At 64.2% G+C, this 21902-nt stretch carries 20 protein-coding genes; 12 read left to right on the top strand and 8 right to left on the bottom strand.

Annotated elements, in window-relative coordinates; all coding sequences use genetic code 11:
* The 4 genes from J1M87_RS16925 to J1M87_RS16940 form a co-directional block, all read right to left on the bottom strand.
* Positions 1–437 (bottom strand): amidase (locus tag J1M87_RS16925; RefSeq protein ID WP_206490676.1); only part of this gene is annotated, 437 nt, incomplete at its 3' end.
* A gap of 114 nt (positions 438–551) precedes the next feature.
* Complete coding sequence (locus J1M87_RS16930; protein WP_206490677.1) at positions 552–1727, bottom strand: 4-hydroxybenzoate 3-monooxygenase; 1176 nt, start codon at positions 1725–1727, stop codon at positions 552–554.
* Between the two features lie 49 nt (positions 1728–1776).
* Positions 1777–2541: an IclR family transcriptional regulator gene (locus J1M87_RS16935; protein WP_206490678.1), complete on the bottom strand. Its 765-nt coding sequence runs from the start codon at positions 2539–2541 to the stop codon at positions 1777–1779.
* 124 nt (positions 2542–2665) lie between these two features.
* On the bottom strand, positions 2666–3319 hold the full coding sequence (locus J1M87_RS16940; protein WP_206490679.1) for a TetR/AcrR family transcriptional regulator: 654 nt from the start codon (positions 3317–3319) through the stop codon (positions 2666–2668).
* A gap of 123 nt (positions 3320–3442) precedes the next feature.
* Between J1M87_RS16940 and J1M87_RS16945 the strand changes: the two genes are divergently transcribed.
* From J1M87_RS16945 to J1M87_RS16960, 4 genes are read left to right on the top strand one after another with little or no spacing between them, the layout of a single operon-like run.
* Positions 3443–4576 (top strand): VOC family protein, encoded by a 1134-nt coding sequence (locus J1M87_RS16945; RefSeq protein ID WP_206490680.1) that lies wholly within the window; start codon positions 3443–3445, stop codon positions 4574–4576.
* Entirely contained in the window at positions 4573–5508 is a 936-nt protein-coding gene (locus tag J1M87_RS16950; protein WP_206490681.1) for a fumarylacetoacetate hydrolase family protein, read from the top strand. Before J1M87_RS16945 ends, J1M87_RS16950 begins: the two co-directional genes overlap by 4 nt.
* Positions 5505–7112 (top strand): bifunctional 3-(3-hydroxy-phenyl)propionate/3-hydroxycinnamic acid hydroxylase, encoded by a 1608-nt coding sequence (locus J1M87_RS16955; RefSeq protein ID WP_206490682.1) that lies wholly within the window; start codon positions 5505–5507, stop codon positions 7110–7112. Before J1M87_RS16950 ends, J1M87_RS16955 begins: the two co-directional genes overlap by 4 nt.
* Positions 7109–7924, top strand: a complete 816-nt coding sequence (locus J1M87_RS16960) for an SDR family oxidoreductase (protein WP_206490683.1) — start codon at positions 7109–7111, stop codon at positions 7922–7924. The genes J1M87_RS16955 and J1M87_RS16960 overlap by 4 nt, the downstream gene beginning before the upstream one ends.
* On the opposite strand, the gene J1M87_RS16965 is transcribed toward J1M87_RS16960, so the two are convergent.
* Positions 7921–9069: a S9 family peptidase gene (locus J1M87_RS16965; protein ID WP_206490703.1), complete on the bottom strand. Its 1149-nt coding sequence runs from the start codon at positions 9067–9069 to the stop codon at positions 7921–7923. The two genes, J1M87_RS16960 and J1M87_RS16965, sit on opposite strands and share 4 nt — an antisense overlap.
* Before the next feature lie 148 nt (positions 9070–9217).
* Positions 9218–9838 carry a TetR/AcrR family transcriptional regulator gene (locus J1M87_RS16970; protein ID WP_206490684.1) on the bottom strand — a complete coding sequence of 207 codons (621 nt, stop codon included), beginning with the start codon at positions 9836–9838 and terminating at the stop codon, positions 9218–9220.
* A gap of 91 nt (positions 9839–9929) precedes the next feature.
* Between J1M87_RS16970 and J1M87_RS16975 the strand changes: the two genes are divergently transcribed.
* The 6 genes from J1M87_RS16975 (at position 9930) to J1M87_RS17000 (ending at position 16486) form a co-directional block, all read left to right on the top strand.
* Positions 9930–11507, top strand: a complete 1578-nt coding sequence (locus J1M87_RS16975; RefSeq protein WP_206490685.1) for a carboxyl transferase domain-containing protein — start codon at positions 9930–9932, stop codon at positions 11505–11507.
* 14 nt (positions 11508–11521) lie between these two features.
* Entirely contained in the window at positions 11522–13510 is a 1989-nt protein-coding gene (locus J1M87_RS16980) for an acetyl/propionyl/methylcrotonyl-CoA carboxylase subunit alpha (protein WP_206490686.1), read from the top strand.
* Complete coding sequence (locus tag J1M87_RS16985) at positions 13507–14673, top strand: acyl-CoA dehydrogenase family protein (protein WP_206490687.1); 1167 nt, start codon at positions 13507–13509, stop codon at positions 14671–14673. Before J1M87_RS16980 ends, J1M87_RS16985 begins: the two co-directional genes overlap by 4 nt.
* On the top strand, positions 14670–15155 hold the full coding sequence (locus J1M87_RS16990) for a MaoC family dehydratase (RefSeq protein ID WP_037187309.1): 486 nt from the start codon (positions 14670–14672) through the stop codon (positions 15153–15155). Before J1M87_RS16985 ends, J1M87_RS16990 begins: the two co-directional genes overlap by 4 nt.
* Complete coding sequence (locus J1M87_RS16995; RefSeq protein WP_206490688.1) at positions 15152–15961, top strand: CoA ester lyase; 810 nt, start codon at positions 15152–15154, stop codon at positions 15959–15961. Before J1M87_RS16990 ends, J1M87_RS16995 begins: the two co-directional genes overlap by 4 nt.
* Before the next feature lie 72 nt (positions 15962–16033).
* Entirely contained in the window at positions 16034–16486 is a 453-nt protein-coding gene (locus J1M87_RS17000; protein ID WP_206490689.1) for a MarR family winged helix-turn-helix transcriptional regulator, read from the top strand.
* Between the two features lie 21 nt (positions 16487–16507).
* Here the strand turns inward: J1M87_RS17000 and J1M87_RS17005 are convergent, their stop codons facing one another.
* Together J1M87_RS17005 and J1M87_RS17010 are read right to left on the bottom strand one after the other, a co-directional pair.
* Positions 16508–18157: a BCCT family transporter gene (locus J1M87_RS17005; protein ID WP_307830841.1), complete on the bottom strand. Its 1650-nt coding sequence runs from the start codon at positions 18155–18157 to the stop codon at positions 16508–16510.
* Between the two features lie 345 nt (positions 18158–18502).
* Positions 18503–19174, bottom strand: a complete 672-nt coding sequence (locus tag J1M87_RS17010) for a GntR family transcriptional regulator (RefSeq protein WP_206490691.1) — start codon at positions 19172–19174, stop codon at positions 18503–18505.
* A gap of 165 nt (positions 19175–19339) precedes the next feature.
* Between J1M87_RS17010 and glyA the strand changes: the two genes are divergently transcribed.
* Both glyA and J1M87_RS17020 read left to right on the top strand, forming a co-directional pair.
* Positions 19340–20620, top strand: a complete 1281-nt coding sequence (glyA, locus tag J1M87_RS17015) for a serine hydroxymethyltransferase (RefSeq protein ID WP_206490704.1) — start codon at positions 19340–19342, stop codon at positions 20618–20620.
* On the top strand, positions 20617–21855 hold the full coding sequence (locus tag J1M87_RS17020; protein ID WP_206490692.1) for a sarcosine oxidase subunit beta family protein: 1239 nt from the start codon (positions 20617–20619) through the stop codon (positions 21853–21855). The genes glyA and J1M87_RS17020 overlap by 4 nt, the downstream gene beginning before the upstream one ends.
* The last annotated feature ends 47 nt before the right edge of the window (positions 21856–21902 follow it).

Here is a 21902-nt window from a genome sequence, read left to right on the forward strand (position 1 = left end):
GTTCTACTGCGGTCCCACGGGTTTCGGGCAGGCCCGAACACCGTCGGCTCGGTGATTCCCTTGGCACCGAACTCCGGGGTGTTGGTCTTGCCGAAGATGACCAGGCCTGCGTCGAGCCAGCGTTGCACCACCGTGGCGTGCTCGGGCATCGGCAGCTGCGTCAAAGATCGGGAACCGCTCGCAGTGGGGAGCCCCGCGTAGTCCTGCGAAAGATCCTTGATCAGAAACGGCACGCCCGCGAACGGGCCGTCGAGCGTGTCCATCACACGCGCGTCGGCCTGCTCCGGCATGAGACGGACAATGGAGTTGAGCGACGGATCGATCGCCGCGGCGCGCGTCAGGGCGCAGTCGAGCAACTCACGCGGAGTGACCTCTCCTTCGGAGACCAGTTCGGCCAGGCCGAGTCCGTCGTACTTCCGATACTCGTCTATACGCATGGGCTCACACTAGTGCGGCGGCCGTGGGCTGCCGAGAGATTCGACCGAACTCCAAACCGTGAATGCCTTGTGAGCGCATTTCGTGGCCGACGGCGAGAGCGGGCGGTGCACGGGTCAGAATCCGATGGGCAAACCGGCGTAGTTCTCCGCCAACCCCATCGCACCCGCTTCACTCGATGCCACCCATTTCAGTTGCGAGAGCTGCAGTTGCGCATCGAAGGGGTCGGCTCCTGTGTGCAGCATGGTCGTCATCCACCAGGAGAAGTGAGTACAGCGCCACACGCGGCGCAGAGCGGTGTCGCTGTAGTGCTCCGCCAACTCGGTTCGCTTCCCCTGCAACAGTTGCGTCAACGCCGGCGCCAGGAGTGCGACGTCGGCAACCGCGAGGTTGAGGCCCTTCGCGCCCGTGGGCGGAACGATATGCGCGGCATCTCCTGCGAGAAAGAGATTGCCGTGCCGCATCGGGGTTTGCACATAGCTGCGCATCGGCAACACACTCTTGTCGGTGATCGGTCCCGGACGCAGCTCCCAGCCGTCCTGGCCGTGACCGAGCCTGACCGCCAACGCATCCCAGATTCGGTCGTCGGACCAGGCCCCGATATCGGTGTTGTTGGGAACTTGCAGATACAGCCGGCTGACCGTCGACGATCGCATCGAATGCATCGCGAATCCGTCCTGGTGCCAGGCGTAGATCAACTCGTCCGTCGAGGGTGCAACGTCGGCAAGCACGCCCAGCCAGGAGTACGGATAGACCCGCTCCCAGGTGTTACGGACGGCATCGGGCATGGCAGCCCGGCTCGGCCCGAAGGACCCGTCGCACCCGGCGATCACGGCGGCGTCGATGCGCGTCGGGGTTCCCGACGCGTCGGTGAAGGTGACGTACGGCGCGTCGGATTCGACGTCGTGCAGCGCGGTGTCGGACACGCCGTAGTAGAACTGCTGGCCGGCGCGCTCGCGCGCCGCCACGAGATCCTTGGTGACCTCGGTTTGGCCGTAGACCCATACGCTGCGGTCCACGAGGCTGCGAAAGTCGATGTGGTGTCGCTCGTGCGGCCACTGGAGATAGATCCCGCGGTGCTCGTGGCCCTCGCGATGCAGCCGCTGACCGAGCCCGTGTTCGTCGAGCAATCGAACAGTGGAGTGTTCGAGAATTCCGGCGCGGATTCGCGAGAGCACGTAGTCCTGTGTGCGTGATTCGATCACGATGGTGTCGATGCCCTGCTCGCCTAGTAGATGTGAGAGCAGCAAGCCCGCGGGCCCTGCACCGCTGATGGCGACCTGTGTACGCATGAGTCGAGTAGATCGCGCGAGTGGTGACCGAGCAAGAGTGCGTTTCCACTCAGTGAAAACTGCCCTTACGAAGTGACCGCTCGATCCCCTGGGCGGCAACCTGGAGCGCTGCCACCAGTCTGGTTCGATCGCGGCCGAAGCTCGGCACCACTATTCCCAAGGCGGCCAACACATGTGCGTCGCCACCACGGATCGGAACGGCCACCGAACACGCCCCGAGGGTCATCTCCTCGACGGTCTGCGCATACCCCTCACGGTGGACCCGACGAAGTTCGTTCTCCAACTTCCCCGGATGGGTCACCGTGTACGGGGTGATACGAGTCAGAGATCGCAGGACCCGATCGTGCACCTCCCGCGGCGCGTACGCCAACAGCACCTTTCCGACTCCGGTGGCATGCAATGGCAGGCGAGCACCGACGCGGCTGACCGCAGGCACCGAAGCGTGCCCGGCCAACCGATCGAGATAGAGCACCTCGTCGCCGTCCCGGATCGCGAGATGGACCGTTGCGAGCGTCGCACCGTAGATGTCGTGCAGAAAAGGCGACGCAACAGTGCGCAGATCGGACTGATCCGGTGCCAACAATCCCAGCTTCCACAGTCGGCGGCCCACCATGTACCGACCGTCCTCGGCGCGAACCAACGCACCCCAGGCGACCAGTTCGCGAACCAGTCGATGGGCGGTGGCGATGGGCAGTCCCGCACCGTCGGCCAGTTGGGTCAACGTCAAGGCAGGCACCTTCTCGTCGAACACACCGAGCAACGCCAGCAGCCGCGCAGCAACCGAGACTCCGGGATCGCGCGCATTACCAGCCATCGGAACGACGATAGTTGCCCCGCTCTGGTCGATGCGGGCCGTACGCGTCGAGACGGTCGATCACCCCGCAGTCGGGGCACCGCGCCTCCGGTTTCGAGGAGTACTCACCCCCGTTCGGCTCGGGCTACGCGCTCTCGTCCCCCACACTCGGGATGTCGCTCATCGGCGGCAGCGGCCGCGAGCACAGGTCCTGGGCGTCGCTGTCGGACATTCCCAGTGCAAGCAGCACGGTGTACGCCATCCGGTCCACGGACTCGGCGTCGTCGCGATCGGGTTGCTCGAGTAGCAGCTTGCCCAGGCCGAGGAGCGCACCCGCCACGAGGGTGAGCGAGAGTTGAATGTCCTGGACTCGGAAGTATCCTGCTTTGACTCCGGCATGGATGTCTCTCGCCGCACGGGGGCCGAGACCATGCTGCGAAGTGACCAGCTCGGGTCCGGAATGAATGAGCACTCGGCTCATCTCCGGTTGCAGACGGAAGAGTCGGCCGGAGATACGGAACGATCGAGTGAATGTCTCCGTTGGATCGGCCGCAGCGTCGGTGAGCGAATCCAGATAGTTTCCGAGCCGCTCCAGAGCACCGTCGACCGCAGCCTGAAACAACTGATCGCGACTGGCGAAGTGGTTGTAGAAGGAACCCATCCCGACATCGGCAGCCTGGGTGATCTCCGCGATCGGTGCATTCAGCTCGCCCCGAGCGATGAGGCCTTGCGCCGCGGCAATCAGCGCATTACGGGTGCGCGCCTTGCGCCGCTCGAGGCGATTCTGGGTCTCCATCATGGTGCCTATCTCTGTCTACGCTGGTCTACCCACTGACCTTTCCTCACAGCTGACGAATTTGTCAACGCCCTTGACTGACGCTGCAGTCATAGATGACGATATAGTCAACAACGAGGAGGGCTGATGGGACACGAGGTCGACGGCCACAAGAACATGCACGTGGATCAGGGTGCGCTTCCGGGCGAACACCCGGGGAAGGCCACCGACCCGATCATCAAGGTGCGCGACATCGCCTGGCTCGAGTTCCGCAAACCCGACCTGGCCAAGGCCGAGGCATTCGCCGTGGCGTTCGGATTCACCGTCTCACTGCGCACGTCCGAGGAAATCCACCTTCGCGGCACGCACATCGGCTCACCGTGCGTGATCATCCGACGCGGAAAGCGAACCCGTTTCGTCGGTGCAGCGTTCGCAGCTGCCGAGGATGCCGACGTCGTCCGGCTCGCCGAGGCCACCGACCAGCACGTGCACCGACTGCCGGACACTTTGGGCGGCATCGCCGTCACGCTGACCGATCCGAGCGGGCAGCCTGTTCAGATCGTCTCCGGATACACCGAACATCCCGAACTTCCGGGCCAGGACGCACACACCTACAACTTCGGTGATCCACGCAACCGGATCAATGCCACTCAGCGTCCACCACATCAGCCTGCACTGATACAACGACTCGGGCATGTGGTGCTGCAGCGAGTGGACTACCTGGAGAACCTGAACTGGTACCTGCATCACCTGGGACTGATCGTCAGCGATTTCCTCTACTACGACGGGCAACGCGATCGAGGCCCGGTGATGAGCTTCATCCGCTGCGATCGCGGCAGCATCCCGTCCGATCATCACACGCTCGCCATGACTCTCGGCCCGTCGGATCGGTACGTGCACTCGGCTTATCAGGTGACCGATCTCGATGCCATCGCCGCCGGCGGCGAATTCCTCACCGAGCGCGGCTACAAGCATTCGTGGGGCATCGGCAGGCACATCCAGGGCAGCCAGCTCTTCGACTACTGGCGTGATCCCGACGGGTTCCTGGTAGAGCATTTCAGCGACGGCGACATGTTCGACAGTTCCCTCGAACCTGGATGGGCACCGATGACTGCGTCGGGCCTCGCGCAGTGGGGCCCGCCCGCGTCCAAGGACTTTCTCGGAATTGCGCCGAGCAGAGCCTCTCTGCACGAGCTGAAATCGATCCTCTCCTCGCTACGCAACGACAACGAATTCGACACCGAACGCCTTCGCGGCCTGATGAAAGTAGCTTCCTCATGAGCATCGCCGTATTACGCACCGCCGACGCCTGGTGGGTCGAGACCCCGGCCGGAGCGTCACGCATCGACACTTCGGCAACCACCACTGCCGAACTCCTCGCCGATCGCACCGCCGTGGACGCCGCGCGCGCAGGCACCGATGTCGTTGCCGTGGAGACACTCTCGCTCGTCTCCCCCGTCACAGCACCGTGCCGCGTGATGGCGAACATGACCAATTACGTCTCACACGTCAAGGATTCGGGTATGAACCCCGAGACGGTGCCGCTGACGTTCTTCCGGAAGACCTCGGGTTCGATCAGCGGCCCCACCGACGATGTCGTCAAGCCGCCACACGTGCAACTTCTCGACTACGAGATCGAGATCGGTTTGGTGTTCGGGAAGACCCTGACCGTCGGCACGAAGATCGATGCGGGCACTGTGGCCGAGTGCGTCGCCGGGCTCGTGATCACCAATGATGTCTCGGCCCGCGATGTCCAGTTGCCGAAAACTCAATTCTACGAGGGTAAGTCATATCCCACGTTCACGCCCGTCGGACCACGACTGGTGCTGCTCGAACCCGGTGAGTTCGACCGGTTCGGCGAGCTGACTCTCACTCTGCGTGTCAACGGTGATGTGCGACAGGACAGTACGGTCGAGGACATGATCTATCGGCCGGTCGAGTCGCTCGCGGCGCTGAGCAAGTTCCAGCGGATCGACCCGGGCGACCTGCTGCTCACCGGCACACCGGGCGGCACCGCGCTGAAGGCCCCGGCCAAGCCGATCGAAATGATCGGCGCGCTGGTTCCGCCGTCGGTCAAATGGAAGGTGTTCTTCAAGAAGCAGGCCAACAATCCCGCGTTTCTGCAGGACGGTGACGTGCTCGAATTGGCCTGTTCGACTCCCGACGGTGCCCTCGATCTGGGGGTCCAACGCACTCGGGTCTCCTACCGATGACCGCACGCACGTCCGACGGTGCACACCATCGGGTGGTGATTGTCGGATCCGGTCCCACGGGCATGACAGCCGCTCTGCTACTGGCGCAGTACGGCGTCCCCTGCTTGGTGCTCGATCGTTGGGACGAGGTCTATCCGCAGCCCCGCGCAGTACATCTCGACGACGAGGTGTATCGAGTTCTTCACGACATCGGTGTGGCAGAGGACTTCGCCGCCATCTCACGTCCGGGGCGCGGTTTGCGTTTGTGCGCAAAGGATCTGAGAACCCTGGCCGAGTTCGAGCGAGATCCCGACGACAGACCACACGGCTATCCCCAGGCGAACATGTTCGACCAGCCGGACCTCGAGCGACTCATGCGCACACACATCTCCCGGTACGACACGATCGAGATGCGCGGCGGTTGCGAGATCACCGATGTGCAGAACCTGAAAGATTCTGTCCGGGTGCGGTACACCTCCACCGAGGACGGAACCCCCCATTGGGTGACTGCGGACTACGTGCTGGGTTGCGACGGTGCCAACAGCATCGTGCGCCGGTCCATCGGGTCGAAGATGGAGGATCTCGGTTTCGCGCAACGATGGTTGGTGATCGATATCGCGACCGACGCAGACCTCGACCAGTGGGACGGCGTCCACCAGGTGTGCGACTCGGAGCGATCCGCCACGTACATGCGGATCGGCCGCAGTCGCTACCGTTGGGAATTTCGCCTCCTCGACGGCGAGACGCTCGACGAGTTCGAGGACCTCGGGGCCATCCGGCCGCTGATCGCACCCTGGTTGCGCTCTGCCGGCGAGCCGGACATGGAATTGATTCGCGCCGCCGAGTACACATTTCGAGCACAGGTCGCGAGTTCCTGGCGGGACCGACGTGTGTTCCTCCTCGGCGACGCGGCGCACCTGACTCCACCGTTCATCGGACAGGGCATGGGTGCGGGCCTGCGTGACGCGTGCAATCTCGTCTGGAAGATCGTCGGCGCCCTCGACGGCCATGTTTCCGATTCCTCGCTCGACAGCTACGAGATCGAGCGAAAGACGCACGCCAAAAACATGATTCGGATGGCCATCGCGATGGGTTGGGCGATGACGGGAGGCAGCAGACTGACCGCGATCATGCGGAGCAACCTCGCACCTGCGCTCGGTCGTCTCCCGGTGGTCGGGTCCAAGGTGTCCGACAGCGCCACTCCGGCACTCACGCGTTCGGACTTCGTCCAGCGATCCATCACCACGATCGGCTCGCTAGTCGGGGGAATGTGCCCGAACAGCATTCTGGACAACGGAACTCGCATCGACAGTGTCGCGCCGGGACAGTTCCTGTTCCTCTCGACCACGCCGCTGACCGTCGAACAACGGCGCGAGGTCGATCGCCGCGGCGCCTGCATCGTCGAGGTCGCGGCATCCTCCGAACTCGGCCTGTGGCTGCGACGTGGCCGGGCGGTGGCGGCGATCGTGCGGCCGGACCGCACCGTCATGGCGTCAGGCAGGTCGGTACCGGCCTTGCACACCCGGGTTCCGAGCACGACGCTCCGGCGCATCGACCGACCGACGCGCACGGCTCCACACACTGCCCCGAAGACCGTAAACACACGAACGAAGAGGCGTAGATGAACACCGCACTTGTCACCGGTGCCACATCCGGTATCGGCCGGGCCGTGGCCGAATTGCTGCTCGCTCACGGCTATCACGTCATCGGAACGAGTCGCAGCCGTTCCACGGTGACCGACCCGATCCCCGGGGTCGAGTACCGAGATCTCGATCTGACCGATCCGGCGTCGATTCGCGCGTTCGTCGACGAGCTCGACGACGTGGAAGTCGATGTGCTGATCAACAACGCAGGCGAAAGTCAGTGCGGGCCGATCGAAGAACTGCCCATCGAGGCGATTACCCGACTGTTCCAGCTCAACGTGTTCGGTGCAGTCGAGCTCACGCAGGCCGTGCTGCCGGGAATGCGGGAACGCCGTCGAGGCAAGATCATCAATATCGGCTCGATGCTGGCCAGCTTTCCACTGGCATATCGTTCGTCCTATGCCGCGACGAAGGCAGCGATCAAAGGGTTCTCGACAGCTGCCCGATACGAACTGAAGCCGTTCGGCATCGACGTCACCACCGTCGAACCCGGCTCGATCGACACCGGCCTCTCGGCTCGTCGCACCAAGTACTGCGGCCCGCACTCCCCCTACCGTCGCGATTTCACCACGGTGATCGCCACACTCGACGCCAAAGAAGCGCAGGGCATTTCGGCCGAGACCGTCGCCAAGACGGTATTGAAGGCGGTCGAGGACAGTAAGACCCTCCCGATCTACGCCGTCGGCAGCAATGCGCCCGCCGTTTTCCTCGCCCAGAGATTGCTGCCGCGTACCGTGCTCGAGAAGTTCACCGCCCGCGCATACGGACTACCCAGCGCGCGTCCAGTGGGCTAGCGCAGCAGCTTCTCGACGAATGGGATGGTGTCGGCCACCGACGCGACGAGCGCTCCGCTGTGGTCGGCATCATAGGTGCGGAACGTCACCGGCTGGCCGTTCGCGGTGAGTCTGGCGACGTAGGCCGCGGTGGTCGGGAACGGAACATCGATGTCTCGCAGACCGTGGCCCATGAAGAAAGGCTTGTCGAAACCGGCCTCGGGCATCGCCATGTAGTCGTCGAGCACAGCAGTGAAGTTCGGCAGGCTGGTCAGCGGTGCGGTGAAGAAATCGCCGACCGCCACGCCGTCGAGTTCGGCCTCGAAATCAGCGACGCAGGTCGTCTCGGCACGCGCCGCATACTTCTGCCCGATGGGGGTCAGGATACTGTCCAACCCCAGCTCCGGATGCGAATAGCGAAGCGCAGCAATGATGTACGCGACGTAGGAGGTCAACCCGGCAGGCAGCACGACCGGTGGTACACCCGGCCCGCCGATCGAGATGAGCTTCTCGATGTATGCGGGAGTTCCGGTTCCGACGGCGCCGCGATAGTCCAGATCCGGTCCGCCGAATTCCGTCGCGTAGCGAGCGGTGTAGATCGCCGCGCCGCCGCCCTGCGACTGTCCCACTGCCACCCAGGATTTCGCCAGCTCCGGGGAGTAATTGCGGCCTGCCTTGACCATGTCGACGACGTTGTGCGCTGTGGTCCGGCCGTCGAGATATGCCTGCAATCCGGGCGTGCCGAGGCCGGCGTAGTCACTGGCCACGACGGCGAATCCCTGCGCGATCCAGTTCGCGAGATACGGCAGATCTCGCTCGGGCAGGGCTGGTCCCACGACCGACGGTGCGCACGAGTCGTCCAACCCGGACGTACCGTGTGCCCACGAGACCACCGGCCAACCTCCCTCCGGCGCAGTGCCCTGGGGGAGAAAGACGGTGCCGGTGCTGAGCGCCTTGTCACCGAAGGTGTCGGTGGTGACGTAGGTGAGCACGGTGGCGGCGGACGAGCCTGGAATCCACAGTTCCGGTGGCAGGTCGCGAGTGGAGACGACGTCGCCGAGTTCGTGTGTGATCGCAGGTGCAGCCCCCGCTGGGGCGGCGAGCAAGATCGAGCACGACGCGAGTGCGGCGACGACGAGGGCACCTGTTCGACGACGTGTCTTCATCTGCGCTCCTGTGTTTCGGTCGACTGCGCCTCCACGTTCGTGGGTGCGCGCCACTTCGTAGTACACGATCACGCCGAAGCAGACAACGAGGCAGGTGCAGACGGCGAGTCGACCGGCGAGGCGAATTGTGGACACTCAGGTCAGTGGTTCACGAGGAGAAACCCAACGCCCCCAGCGCCATTGCCCGCAGCACCGGACGAGCACTTCGTGACGGACTGCGCCCGGCGCTGTACGGGGTGGAGTTGATCAGCCCGAATACCGCGTGCGCTGTCGTGCGGGCATCGGACTCGGTCAGTTCCGAATCGACGGCACAGAGCACCTGGACCCATAGTTCCACGTACTCGCGTTGCATTCGGCGCACCTTGCGCTGCGCCGCCTCGGGCAGACTCTGCAGATCGCGATCTTGAATGCGAATGAATGCCGGAGTCTCGAAGGCGAAGTCGAGATGGAAATCAACCAGGGCATGCACCGTATGCGCATCCACCGCTGCGGATCCGACGACCTCGCGACCGCCGTCGAGGAGATACTCCGAGATCCCGACCATCAGTTCCACGAGCACCGCGTCCTTGTTCGGGAAGTGGCGATAGACGGCCGGACCGCTGACGCCGACGGCCGCGCCCAGATCCTCTAGCCGCACCGAGGCGAACCCGCGTTCTGCGAACAATGTCGCAGCGGCGTCGAGCAACTGCTGTCGACGCTGCGCCTTGCGTTGTTCACGCACGGTGACCGGCTTGGCTTCCAACTCCTGCACCCCCTCGACCCTGGACACTCAGTTAATCGTAGTTTACTATCGTGTCAGTTATCAATCATTAACTGAACTCGGGTGACACCGGCGTCCGACCCCCTAAGGCGTGCATCTCATGGCGATCGATACTGCTGCCAATCGTGCAGATCACGAGCTTCTCATCGGCGAACTTGCCGACCGGCTCGCTGCCGCCGCCCTAGGCGGTAGCGCGAAGTCTCGCGAACGGCACATCGCCCGCGGCAAGCTACTTCCCCGCGACCGCGTCGACGAGTTGCTCGATCCCGGTAGCCCGTTCCTCGAGATTGCACCCTTGGCCGCCAACGGTCTCTACGACGACGAATGCCCCGGTGCCGGCGTCATTGCCGGCATCGGCCGGGTCTCGGGCCGCGAGTGTGTGATCATCGCCAACGACGCCACGGTCAAGGGCGGCACCTACTACCCGATGACGGTCAAGAAGCATCTCCGGGCTCAGGAAATCGCCCTGCAGAACACGCTGCCGTGCATCTATCTGGTCGACTCCGGCGGCGCCTTCCTCCCGCGTCAGGACGAGGTGTTTCCCGACCGCGATCACTTCGGTCGCATCTTCTTCAACCAAGCGACCATGAGCGCCAAGGGTATTGCGCAGATCGCCGCGGTCATGGGCTCGTGCACCGCGGGCGGCGCCTACGTGCCGGCAATGAGCGACGAGGCAATCATCGTCAAGAACCAGGGCACCATCTTCCTCGGCGGCCCGCCGCTGGTGAAGGCCGCCACCGGAGAGGTCGTCACCGCCGAAGAACTCGGCGGCGGCGATCTGCACTCGAAGATCTCCGGCGTGACCGACCATCTGGCGGACGACGATCGAGACGCCCTGCAGCGCGTGCGCCGCATCGTCTCCACCCTCGGGCCTCGCACCCCACGGCCGTGGGATGTCGCCACCACCCGAGCGCCCATCGCCGACCAGTCCGAGATCTACGACGTCGTGCCCACCGACCCTCGCACCCCGTACGACGTGCGCGAGGTGATCACCCGGATAGTCGATGCAGGCGAGTTCGACGAGTTCAAGGCCGAATACGGCAAGACACTCGTCACCGGCTTCGCCCACCTCCACGGCCACCCCGTCGGGATCATCGCCAACAACGGTGTTTTGTTCGCCGAATCTGCCATGAAGGGCGCACATTTCATCGAACTGTGCGACAAACGCAGCATCCCGCTGGTGTTCCTGCAGAACATCACCGGCTTCATGGTCGGTCGCGACTACGAGGCCGGTGGCATCGCCAAGCACGGCGCGAAAATGGTCACGGCAGTGGCGTGCGCGCGCGTCCCCAAGATCACCGTCGTCATCGGCGGTTCCTACGGCGCGGGCAACTACTCGATGTGCGGCAGGGCCTACTCGCCGCGCTTTCTGTTCATGTGGCCCAACGCCCGTATCTCGGTGATGGGCGGCGAGCAGGCAGCATCGGTGCTCGCCACGGTGCGTAGCGACCAACTCGACGCTGCGGGGCAGCCGTGGAGCGACGAGGACCAGGAGTCGTTCAAGGACCCGATCCGCGATCAGTACGAGAGCCAGGGCAACCCCTACTATTCGACGGCCCGGCTGTGGGACGACGGCATCATCGACCCGGCCGACACCAGGCACGTTCTGGCGCTGGCACTGTCGGCGTGCGCCAACGCGCCACTCGAGCCGGTCTCCTACGGCGTCTTCCGGATGTGAGAGGCACGACCACGATGATCGACACCATTCTGATCGCCAACCGCGGAGAGATCGCCGTGCGCGTGACACGAACGTTGCGTCGCATGGGAATTCGTACCGTCGCCGTCTACAGCGACGCGGATGTCGACGCCAGGCACGTGCGAGAAGCCGACACCGCAGTGCGGCTCGGACCTGCCAATGCTCTCGAGAGCTACCTCGACATCGGCAAGGTGATCGCCGCCGCGAAAGCCACCGGAGCACAGGCCGTTCATCCCGGTTATGGATTCCTGTCCGAGAACGCCGAGTTCGCAACAGCCTGCGCTGCGGCGGGAATCGCATTCCTCGGCCCGCCGGCCAAGGCCATCGAGGTGATGGGCGACAAGATCGCCGCCAAAGCCGCCGTCAGCGCGTTCGGCGTCCCCGTCGTACCCGGAATTTCCAGACCGGGACTCTCCGACGACGACTTGATCGCCGGCGCACCGGAAGTCGGATTCCCCGTACTGGTCAAACCGTCTGCTGGCGGCGGCGGTAAAGGGATGCGGTTGGTCGAACGTTCCGAGGATCTTCCCGCGGCACTGACCAGCGCCCGCCGGGAAGCTGCGTCGTCGTTCGGCGACGACACTCTGTTCCTGGAACGATTCGTGTTGCGACCCCGTCACATCGAGGTTCAGATCCTCGCCGACGGGCACGGCAATGTCATCCACCTGGGCGAGCGTGAATGCAGTCTGCAGCGGCGGCATCAGAAGGTCATCGAAGAAGCACCGTCGCCGCTGCTCGATGCGCAGACGCGGGCACGCATCGGCGAAGCCGCCTGTGACACCGCTAGAAGCGTGGACTACTCCGGTGCGGGCACAGTCGAATTCATCGTCTCGGCCGATCAACCCGATGAATTCTTCTTCATGGAGATGAACACTCGCCTGCAGGTCGAGCATCCGGTGACCGAGATGGTCACCGGACTCGACCTCGTCGAATGGCAGGTCCGGGTGGCAGCAGGCGAGATGTTGACGATCACCCAGGACGACATCACCCTCACCGGTCACGCCATCGAGGCGCGGATCTACGCCGAGGATCCCGGCCGCGGCTTTCTCCCTACCGGCGGCACCGTCGTGGGGCTTCGGGAACCCACCGGCACCGGCATCCGCGTCGATTCCGGACTGGCCGTCGGAAGCGAGGTGGGCAGCAACTACGACCCGATGCTCGCCAAGGTGATCGCGCACGGACCCGATCGCGCGACCGCACTGCGCAGCCTCGATCGGGCGCTGGCCGACACCGCGGTGCTCGGGGTCGTCACCAACATCGAATTCGCTCGCTTCCTGCTCGCCGACAACGACGTTCGTGCCGGCAAACTCGACACCGGCCTGCTCGACCGCCGCGTCGAGGACTTCGAAGCCGCCGAGGCGAGCGACGAGATGCTCGTCGCCGCGACGGCCATTGCCTGGCTCGACGCATGGCAGGCGGCGGGACAAGATATTTGGAGCGCACCCTCGGGCTGGCGAGTGGGAACGCACGCCCCGTTCCAGCGTCGCCTCGCCTCCGGAGGCCGGACGGCCCACGTGGCCATCACCGGCCGCCTCGATGCGGCCACCGTCGTCGTCGACGATGGGACGCCGCGCACGCTCCGAGCCGTGGCCACCGAAGACTCGGTGGATCTGGTGCTCGACGATCGACGCGAGGCGATGACCTTCGCCCGGAGCGGCTCGGCCACCTGGGTTTCCAGCGCCGAGGGCACCTGGCGTATCGATCGGATCGCCGAAGCCGGTGTCCGCGAGGACGACGCGCACTCCGGTGACGCCGAAATAGTCTCGCCGATGCCGGGTTCGATCATCGCGATCGGAGCCACCACAGGTAGCGCCGTCACCGCAGGCACGGCCATCGTCGTCGTCGAGGCGATGAAGATGGAACACACCTTGACCACCCCGATCGACGGCACCGTCGAACTGAGTGTCGCAGTGGGGGATCAGGTCCGCGTCGACCAGGTCCTCGCCCGAATCGTTCCCACCGATACCGAACAGGATCACTCATGACCGATCATCTGTCATCTGCGAATCTGCCCGACGAGTACCAGCAGCTGGTCGAGTCCGTGGCCGATTTCACTCGCACGGTCGTCGCACCGGTCTCGGCGAAACACGATGCCGAACATTCCTTTCCGTACGAGGTCGTGAAGGGGATGGCCGAGATGGGCCTGTTCGGTCTGCCGTTCCCCGAGGAGTACGGCGGCATGGGAGGCGACTACTTCGCGCTGTGCCTGGCGCTCGAGGAGCTCGGCAAAGTCGACCAGAGCGTCGCGATGACGCTCGAAGCCGGCGTCTCCCTCGGAGCCATGCCGGTGTACCGCTTCGGCAACGACGCCCAGAAGCAGCAGTGGCTGCCCAAGCTGACGGCGGGTAAGGCCCTGGCCGCGTTCGGCCTGACCGAGCCCGGTGCCGGTAGCGATGCGGGTGGCACGAAAACTACCGCTACGCGCGACGGCGGCGACTGGATCATCAACGGCAGCAAACAGTTCATCACCAACTCCGGCACCGATATCACCGAACTCGTCACCGTCACCGCGGTGACAGGCGTCGACGAAGCGACCGGACGCAAGCAGATCTCGTCGATTCTCGTTCCCACGAACACCCCTGGCTTCGTCGCGGAACCGGCGTACAACAAGGTCGGCTGGAACGCATCCGATACCCACCCACTCAGCTTCACCGATGTACGCGTGCCACAGGAGAATTTGCTCGGAGAGCAGGGCCGCGGGTACGCGAACTTCCTGCACATCCTCGACGAGGGCCGGATCGCGATCGCTGCCGTGTCGGTCGGGGCCGCGCAGGGCTGCGTCGACGAAAGCGTGAAGTACGCCAAGGAGCGCGAGGCCTTCGGTGCCCCGATTGCCCGCAATCAGGCCATCGCGTTCAAGATCGCCCGCATGGAAGCCCGCGCACACACTGCTCGAACCGCCTACTACGACGCGGCGGCACTGATGTTGGCGGGCAAACCGTTCAAGAAGGCAGCCTCGATCGCCAAGCTCATCGCCTCCGAGGCGGCGATGGACAACGCGCGCGATGCCACGCAGATCCACGGTGGATACGGGTTCATGAACGACTACGTCGTCGCCCGGCACTACCGAGACAGCAAGATCCTCGAGATCGGCGAGGGCACCACCGAGGTTCAGCTGATGCTGATCGCGAGGAGCCTGGGACTATGAGCGACAAACGAATTCGCCAACGCGGCCTGTGGTTCGAGGAGATGGAACTCGGCACGGTGTACGAGCACCGCCCCGGGCGCACCATCACCGAGGCCGACAACACCCTGTTCACCACCCAGACGATGAACACTCAGGCCCTTCACCTCGACGCGGCATACAGCGAGACAACGCCTTTCGGTCAGCGACTGGTCAATTCCATGTTCACGGTCTCCACGCTCGTCGGGCTGTCGGTGACGCAGTTGACCCAGGGCACCATCGTCGCCAATCTCGGCTTCTCCGAGGTGTCGTTCCCCAAGCCGCTGTTCCACGGCGACACGCTGTACGCGGAAACGGTGATCTCGGACAAGCGCGAGTCGAAATCGCGGCCCGGCGAAGGCATTGTCACGTTCACCCATACCGGACGGAACCAGCACGGCGACGTCGTCGCCATCGCCGTCCGCAAGACGCTCGTCCGGATGCAACCCCCGGAGGAGGCGTCGTGAATTGGGTTCCGCCGGGACCGGCGTGGCTGTTCTGCCCGGCCGATCGTCCCGAGCGGTACGAGAAGGCCGCAGCCCGAGCAGATGTGGTCATCCTCGACCTCGAAGATGCCGTGGGTGCCGCGGACAAGGCTGCGGCCCGCGAGTCCGTGATCGCTACCCGGCTGGATCCGTCGCGCACCATCGTTCGGGTCAATGCGCACGGCACCGACGACCAGGTGGCAGACCTCGAGGCGCTGGAGCAGACCGAGTACACGACCGTCATGCTGCCCAAATGCGAATCGGCCGAACAGATTACCGCTCTGGTCCGATGGAACGTCGTCGCTCTGATCGAGTCCCCGCTCGGGGCGATGACGGTGTTCGAGGCACTCGCCGCCGACAACGCCATCGGTGCCATGTGGGGTGCCGAGGACCTCGTTGCTGCCATGGGCGGTAATTCGAGCAGGCATGCCGGTGGCGAGTACCGCGCTGTGGCGCAGCATGTTCGGTCACAAACGCTGCTCGCAGCCAAAGCACGCGGTCTGTTCGCGCTGGATTCGGTATTCCTCGACATCCCCGATCTCGACGGGGTGCGCACCGAAGCCGAGGACGCGGTGGCCGTCGGCTTCGACGGTAAGGTGTCCATCCACCCGAGCCACATCCCGGTCATCCGTGACGCGTACGCCCCGAGCGGCGAGGACCTCGAGTGGGCAACGGCGGTACTCGACGCCGTCGCCCACAATCGTGGCGTCTTCACCTTCCGTGGACAGATGGTCGACGCTCCGGTCCTCGCCCACGCTCGACGGATCGTTGCCCGCCGACCGGCCTAGTTGCACACGCTGACTAAGGGCAGGCGCGGTACGGTGGGTGGTCACCACTGACGATATCGAGAGGTAAAGGCCATGTCGGCACACGACCCCGCCATGACTGCATTGGCGCAGAACTGGCTGGCACTGGCGGTGCTGCACGGCCGCATCGAGGGTCGGATCGAGCGCGCTCTGCAGGCCGACCACAACCTCAGTGCACGTGAGTACTGGCTGCTCGACGTCCTGGGCAGGCAACACGACGGGGAGGGCGGGCATCTTCAGATGAAACAGGTGGCCGACGCCGTGGTCCTGAGCCAGAGCGCGACGACGCGGCTGGTCACCCGACTCGAAGACCGTGGACTGCTCACCCGGTACCTGTGCCCCACCGATCGGCGAGGCATCTACACCGACGTCAGCGAGGAAGGGCTTGCGCTGCTCGAGGAGGCGCGACCGACGAACGACGCCGCTCTGAGCGAGGCACTCGACGAGGCGTCGACCGAGCCGGATCTGATCCCACTGGTCGACGCCCTTCGACGCGCCGAGTCCTGATTCGCTCCACCTGTTCCATGGCTACTCGTCCGAATCTCTGGCGAGACTCGACGAGCGCACCTTCTCCGACTCGGTAGTGATCGACTCGCCGTTGTGTTCGCGGAATTCTTCCCGCGTGAGCGGTTGCACCTTGACCCGCTCGGCTCGCAATCCCATCACCAGAGCGATGATCATCACCGACACCATGAGGAAGATCGGTAGCCCGATCACGGTGATGACCTGTTGTAGCGCTTGCAGTCCTGCCTCACCGCCGAGCACGATCAGGGTGGCCGCCACGGCACCTTCGGTAATGCCCCAGAACACGCGCTGCCGTACCGGACCGGCCTCCCCGTCACCGGAACACAACATGTCGATCACCAGTGATGCCGAGTCCGAGGACGTAGCGAAGAACAGCGCCACGACGACCACCGCGATCCCCTGAATCAGGGTCGCGGCCGGGAAGTTGTCGAAGAACGTGAACATCGCCAACGGAACGCTCTCGGCGACCGCGTCCGAGATCGATCCGCCGGTGCCACCGATCCCGTCGATTCTCATTGCAGACCAACCGAACACGACGAACCACACCAGGGTGAACAACGAGGGCGCAGCCAGGACGCCGATGACGAACTGCCGAATCGTTCGACCTCGAGAAATGCGGGCAAGGAAGACGCCCATGAACGGGGCCCACGTCACCGTCCACGCCCAGTAGAAGACGGTCCAACCGCCCTGCCATCCCCACCCGCCGTCAGAGGTGAACTCGGCCATGGCGTCGTTCCAGAACGACAACGGAACGATTTCCTGTGCATAGTTTCCGAAGCTCTCGAAAATCTGCCGCAGCAGAAACACGGTGTCCGAGACGATCAGAACGAAGATCATCAAACCGACTGCCACGAGGATGTTCACGTTCGACAGTCGACGAACACCCTTGTCCAAGCCAACGGCGATCGAGACCGTTGCAACCACGGTGAGCAGTCCGATGATCAGTACCTTCGCCCACACCGTATCGGGAAGTCCGACGAGCGCGCTCAATCCCGCATTGATCTGGGAGGTGCCGAGCCCCAGCGACACAGCCAAGCCGAAGATCGTGCCCAACACTGCGAATACATCGATCGTCTTTCCGATCGGACCTGAAATACGTTCCTTCAGAATCGGATAGAACACCGAGGACACGCGCATCGGCAGCTTGTACCGGTAGATGAAGAAGCCGAACGCCAACCCGGGCAGGGTGAAGATCGCCCAGGTGTGCAGGCTCAGATGATAGAGGGAAATGCTCATCGCATCCTGCGACGCTTCGACGCTGTAGGGCTCGACACCGTCGAACGGCGGCGCCGAGAAATGCGAAATCGGTTCTGCCACGCCCCAGAACATCAGGACCGTGCCGATGCCGCCCGCGAACAGCATGGCGAACCAGGACAGGTTCGAGTACGCAGGTCTGTCGTCGTCCTCGCCCAGACGCAGGCGGCCGTACTTGCTGATGGCGACCCAGATCAGGAACACCAACCACAATGTGACGCCGATGATGAACAACCACCCGAGATTGGTGACGATCCATTCCCTACCGACACCGAACGCGTTCCCCACCCAGTCCTGGAAGACGAGGAACAGAACCAGTAGCGCGATCGTGAGCCCGGCCGAAACGAAGAAGATGTGATTGTCGGTTCTGAGGCCCAGTTTGCGAGCAAGTGTGTCCACGGTTGCCGTCACCATCCTCGACGGCACGGTTCGTCGGATTCGGTTCTTGCGCGGTCGTTGGGGCGTGCCGTCGCCAACCTTTAACCCTTCTTTACCGGGGCTTGCCTGTCCACCTGTGCGGCAGATTCGTTACCTGCCTGTATCGCGAACGCATCCGCGAATCCTTCGACGACGCCCCTGAGCAGCCATGACTGTTGATGGTCGGCGAAGTTCTCGATCGAGCCCTTCGGTGTGATTCGACCCGAGTCATCTACATCGCCTCGCGTGCGCGGCGTCAGTACACCCCGGCCATGTACGCCATCTCGACTGCGCTACGCGGCGCGGCGGCACGAATATCTGCCGCCCCTACAGCAGTTCCCTGATGGCGTTCTCGAACCCGGTAACATGCTCGAGGGTCAGCTCGGCTGCGGTGTCGGCGTCGCCGTCGATGATGGCCTGCAGCAACGCGACGTGTTCACGAACATGGCCTGCGACGTTCGGCAGCCGGTCGAGGAACAGGCACCAGATCCGTGTGGCATGCGCATCGAGGCTGACGAGAATGTCCTCGAGGTGGGGATTTCCCGACGCTCGATAAATTTCCCTATGTACCGCAACGTCTTTGCGTAGCACCTCGCGCGGGTCATCGGTGTCGTCGATGCTTGCGATGGACGTCGCGAGCTCCGAGAGCCGATCTCGCGCCGCTGGCCGGGCCGTGCGCGCGGCACGGGCGGAGGCCGCGGGTTCCAGTTGCTTGCGGATTTCCGAGATGTTCGCCAGATCTGTCATATCGACGGCAGTGGCGAACGTTCCACGCCGGGGGTACGCGACGACGAGCCGCTCGCGCTCGAGTCGTTTGAGACCTTCTCGAATCGGCGTGCGTCCGAGCCCCAACTGCTCGGCCAAACGATCGTCGTTGATCGGCTCCCCTGGCCGGATCTCGAGCATGATCAGCTGCTCACGGACGATTTCATAGGCGCGATCGGCGTTGGTTCCGACGGACGTCCCTGCATCGATCTCCGGTGTAATCCCGATTGTCATCTTCTCAACTCACTCCCGGTCGATGCCTGCCCTTGACGGCTCTGCGTTGTGATCTTACTCTATTGGCATCTTGATATATCAGTTACAGACCATTGATCTTCCAGAAGGGCGGCCATCTTGACGCAGGACTTCGCACCGACGGCGACGGCAACGCACCCGGCAGGCGTGACGAACCGAGTACTCGCCGATCTCGACCCCGAGGTGCACCGCGCGATCAGTGCCGAGCTCGGACGTCAGCAGAACACCCTCGAGATGATCGCGAGCGAGAACTTCGCCCCGCTGGCGGTGATGCAGGCACAGGGTTCGGTGCTGACGAACAAGTACGCCGAGGGCTACCCCGGCCGCCGCTACTACGGCGGCTGCGAGAACGTCGACGTCATCGAACAACTCGCCATCGACCGGCTCAACACGCTGTTCGGATCGCAGTTCGCCAACGTGCAGCCGCACTCCGGTGCGCAGGCCAATGCCGCTGCGATGGCGGCACTCCTGCAACCGGGCGATTCGATCCTGGGCCTCGCTCTGGCCCACGGCGGGCACCTCACCCACGGTATGAAACTCAACTTCTCGGGCAAGCTCTACGACGTCTCGGCCTACCACGTCGGAGAACACGACCATCGCGTCGACATGGAGGAAGTGGAGTGCCTCGCGCGCGAGCACCGCCCGAAGCTGATCATGGCCGGCTGGTCGGCCTATCCGCGCCACCTCGACTTCGCCGAATTCCGCCGTATCGCAGACGAAGTCGGCGCATACCTGATGGTGGACATGGCGCACTTCGCCGGACTGGTCGCCGCCGGACTGCACCCATCACCGGTACCGCACGCACACGTGGTCACCTCGACGACACACAAGACGCTCGGTGGCCCTCGCGGCGGCGTGATCATCACCAACGACGCCGCACTGGCGAAGAAGTTCAATTCCTCCGTGTTTCCGGGCCAGCAAGGCGGCCCCCTCGAACACGTCATCGCAGGCAAGGCGGTCTCGTTCAAACTCGCTGCCGAAGAGGACTTTCGGGAGCGCCAGCAGCGCACGCTCGAGGGTGCGAAGATCCTGGCCGATCGACTGCTCACCGATGACGCAGCAGCGGCTGGCATCGACGTGGTGTCGGGCGGCACCGACGTCCACCTCGTACTGGTGGACCTGCGCAAGTCAGAACTGGACGGCAAGCAGGCCGAGGACAGACTGCACCACGTCGGAATCACCGTGAACCGCAATGCAGTTCCGTTCGATCCACGGCCGCCCATGGTGAGCTCGGGGGTCCGTATCGGTACCCCGGCTCTCGCGACCCGAGGCCTCGACGCCACGGCGTTCGCCGAGGTCGCCGACGTCATCGCGCAGGCGTTGCGTCCCGACACCGATGACCGCGGACTCGATGCCCTGCGGACCAGGGTCGAGTTCGTCGCCGCGCAGTTCCCCCTCTACCCCGATCTGACGGAAGGCTACCGATGACCGCCCCCGCACGCCCACCGGGCGCACATCTACCCGATCATCCCGACTTCCTCTGGCGTAACCCCGAGCCGAAGAAGTCGTACGACGTCGTGATCATCGGCGGCGGCGGACACGGCCTGGCCACCGCGCACTACCTCGCCAAGAACCACGGCATCACCAATGTCGCTGTGCTGGAGAAGGGCTGGCTCGCCGGTGGCAACATGGCGCGCAACACCACCCTCATCCGCTCGAACTACCTGTGGGACGAGAGCGCACGCATCTACGAGCACTCCCTCAAGCTGTGGGAAGGACTCGCCGACGACCTCGACTACCCCATCCTGTTCAGCCAGCGCGGCGTGCTCAACCTCGCGCACAGCCTGCAGGACGTACGAGACAGCGTGCGACGCGTCGAGGCCAATCGCCTCAACGGCATCGACGCCCAATGGGTCGACCCCGACGAGGTCAAGAAGCTGTGCCCGATCGTCAACATCTCCAGCGACATTCGCTACCCGGTACTCGGTGCCACGTATCAGCCGCGCGCCGGCATCGCCAAGCACGACTACGTCGCCTGGGGATTTGCCCGACGCGCCGACGCAGCCGGTATCGACATCATCCAGAACTGCGAGGTCACCGGGTTCACCACCGACGGCAATCGCGTCACCGGGGTCAAGACCACACGCGGCGACATCGCCACCGGCCAGGTCGCACTGTGCGCGGCCGGACACACCTCGACACTGACCGACATGTTGGGCATCAAGACTCCTCTGCAGAGTCACCCCCTCCAGGCCCTCGTCTCGGAGTTGCTCGAACCGGTGCACCCCACGGTCGTGATGTCGAACGCCGTGCACGTGTACGTCTCCCAGGCGCACAAGGGAGAACTGGTGATGGGTGCCGGCGTCGATTCGTACAACGGCTACGGCCAACGCGGCGCTTTCCACATCATCGAACGACAGATGGCCGCCGCGGTGGAGCTGTTCCCCGTCTTCGCTCGCGCGCATCTGCTGCGTACCTGGGCCGGCATCGTGGACGTGTGCCCCGACGCCTCCCCCATCGTCGGACGCACACCGTTCGACAACGTGTTCCTCAATTGCGGTTGGGGAACAGGTGGATTCAAGGCCACCCCCGGTGCCGGATGGTGCCTGGCCGACACCATCGCCAACGACGAGGTACACGACTACATCGCACCGTTCAGCCTGGACCGATTCGTCACCGGCGCACTGGTGGACGAGCACGGCGCAGCCGGCGTGGCGCACTGACACCTCGCCGTCCCGGCACACGCATCACCCGAACGAGAATCTTGGAG

Origin of the sequence: Rhodococcus sp. KRD162 (assembly GCF_017168335.1) — a bacterium.
Taxonomy (GTDB): Bacteria; Actinomycetota; Actinomycetes; order Mycobacteriales; family Mycobacteriaceae; genus Rhodococcoides.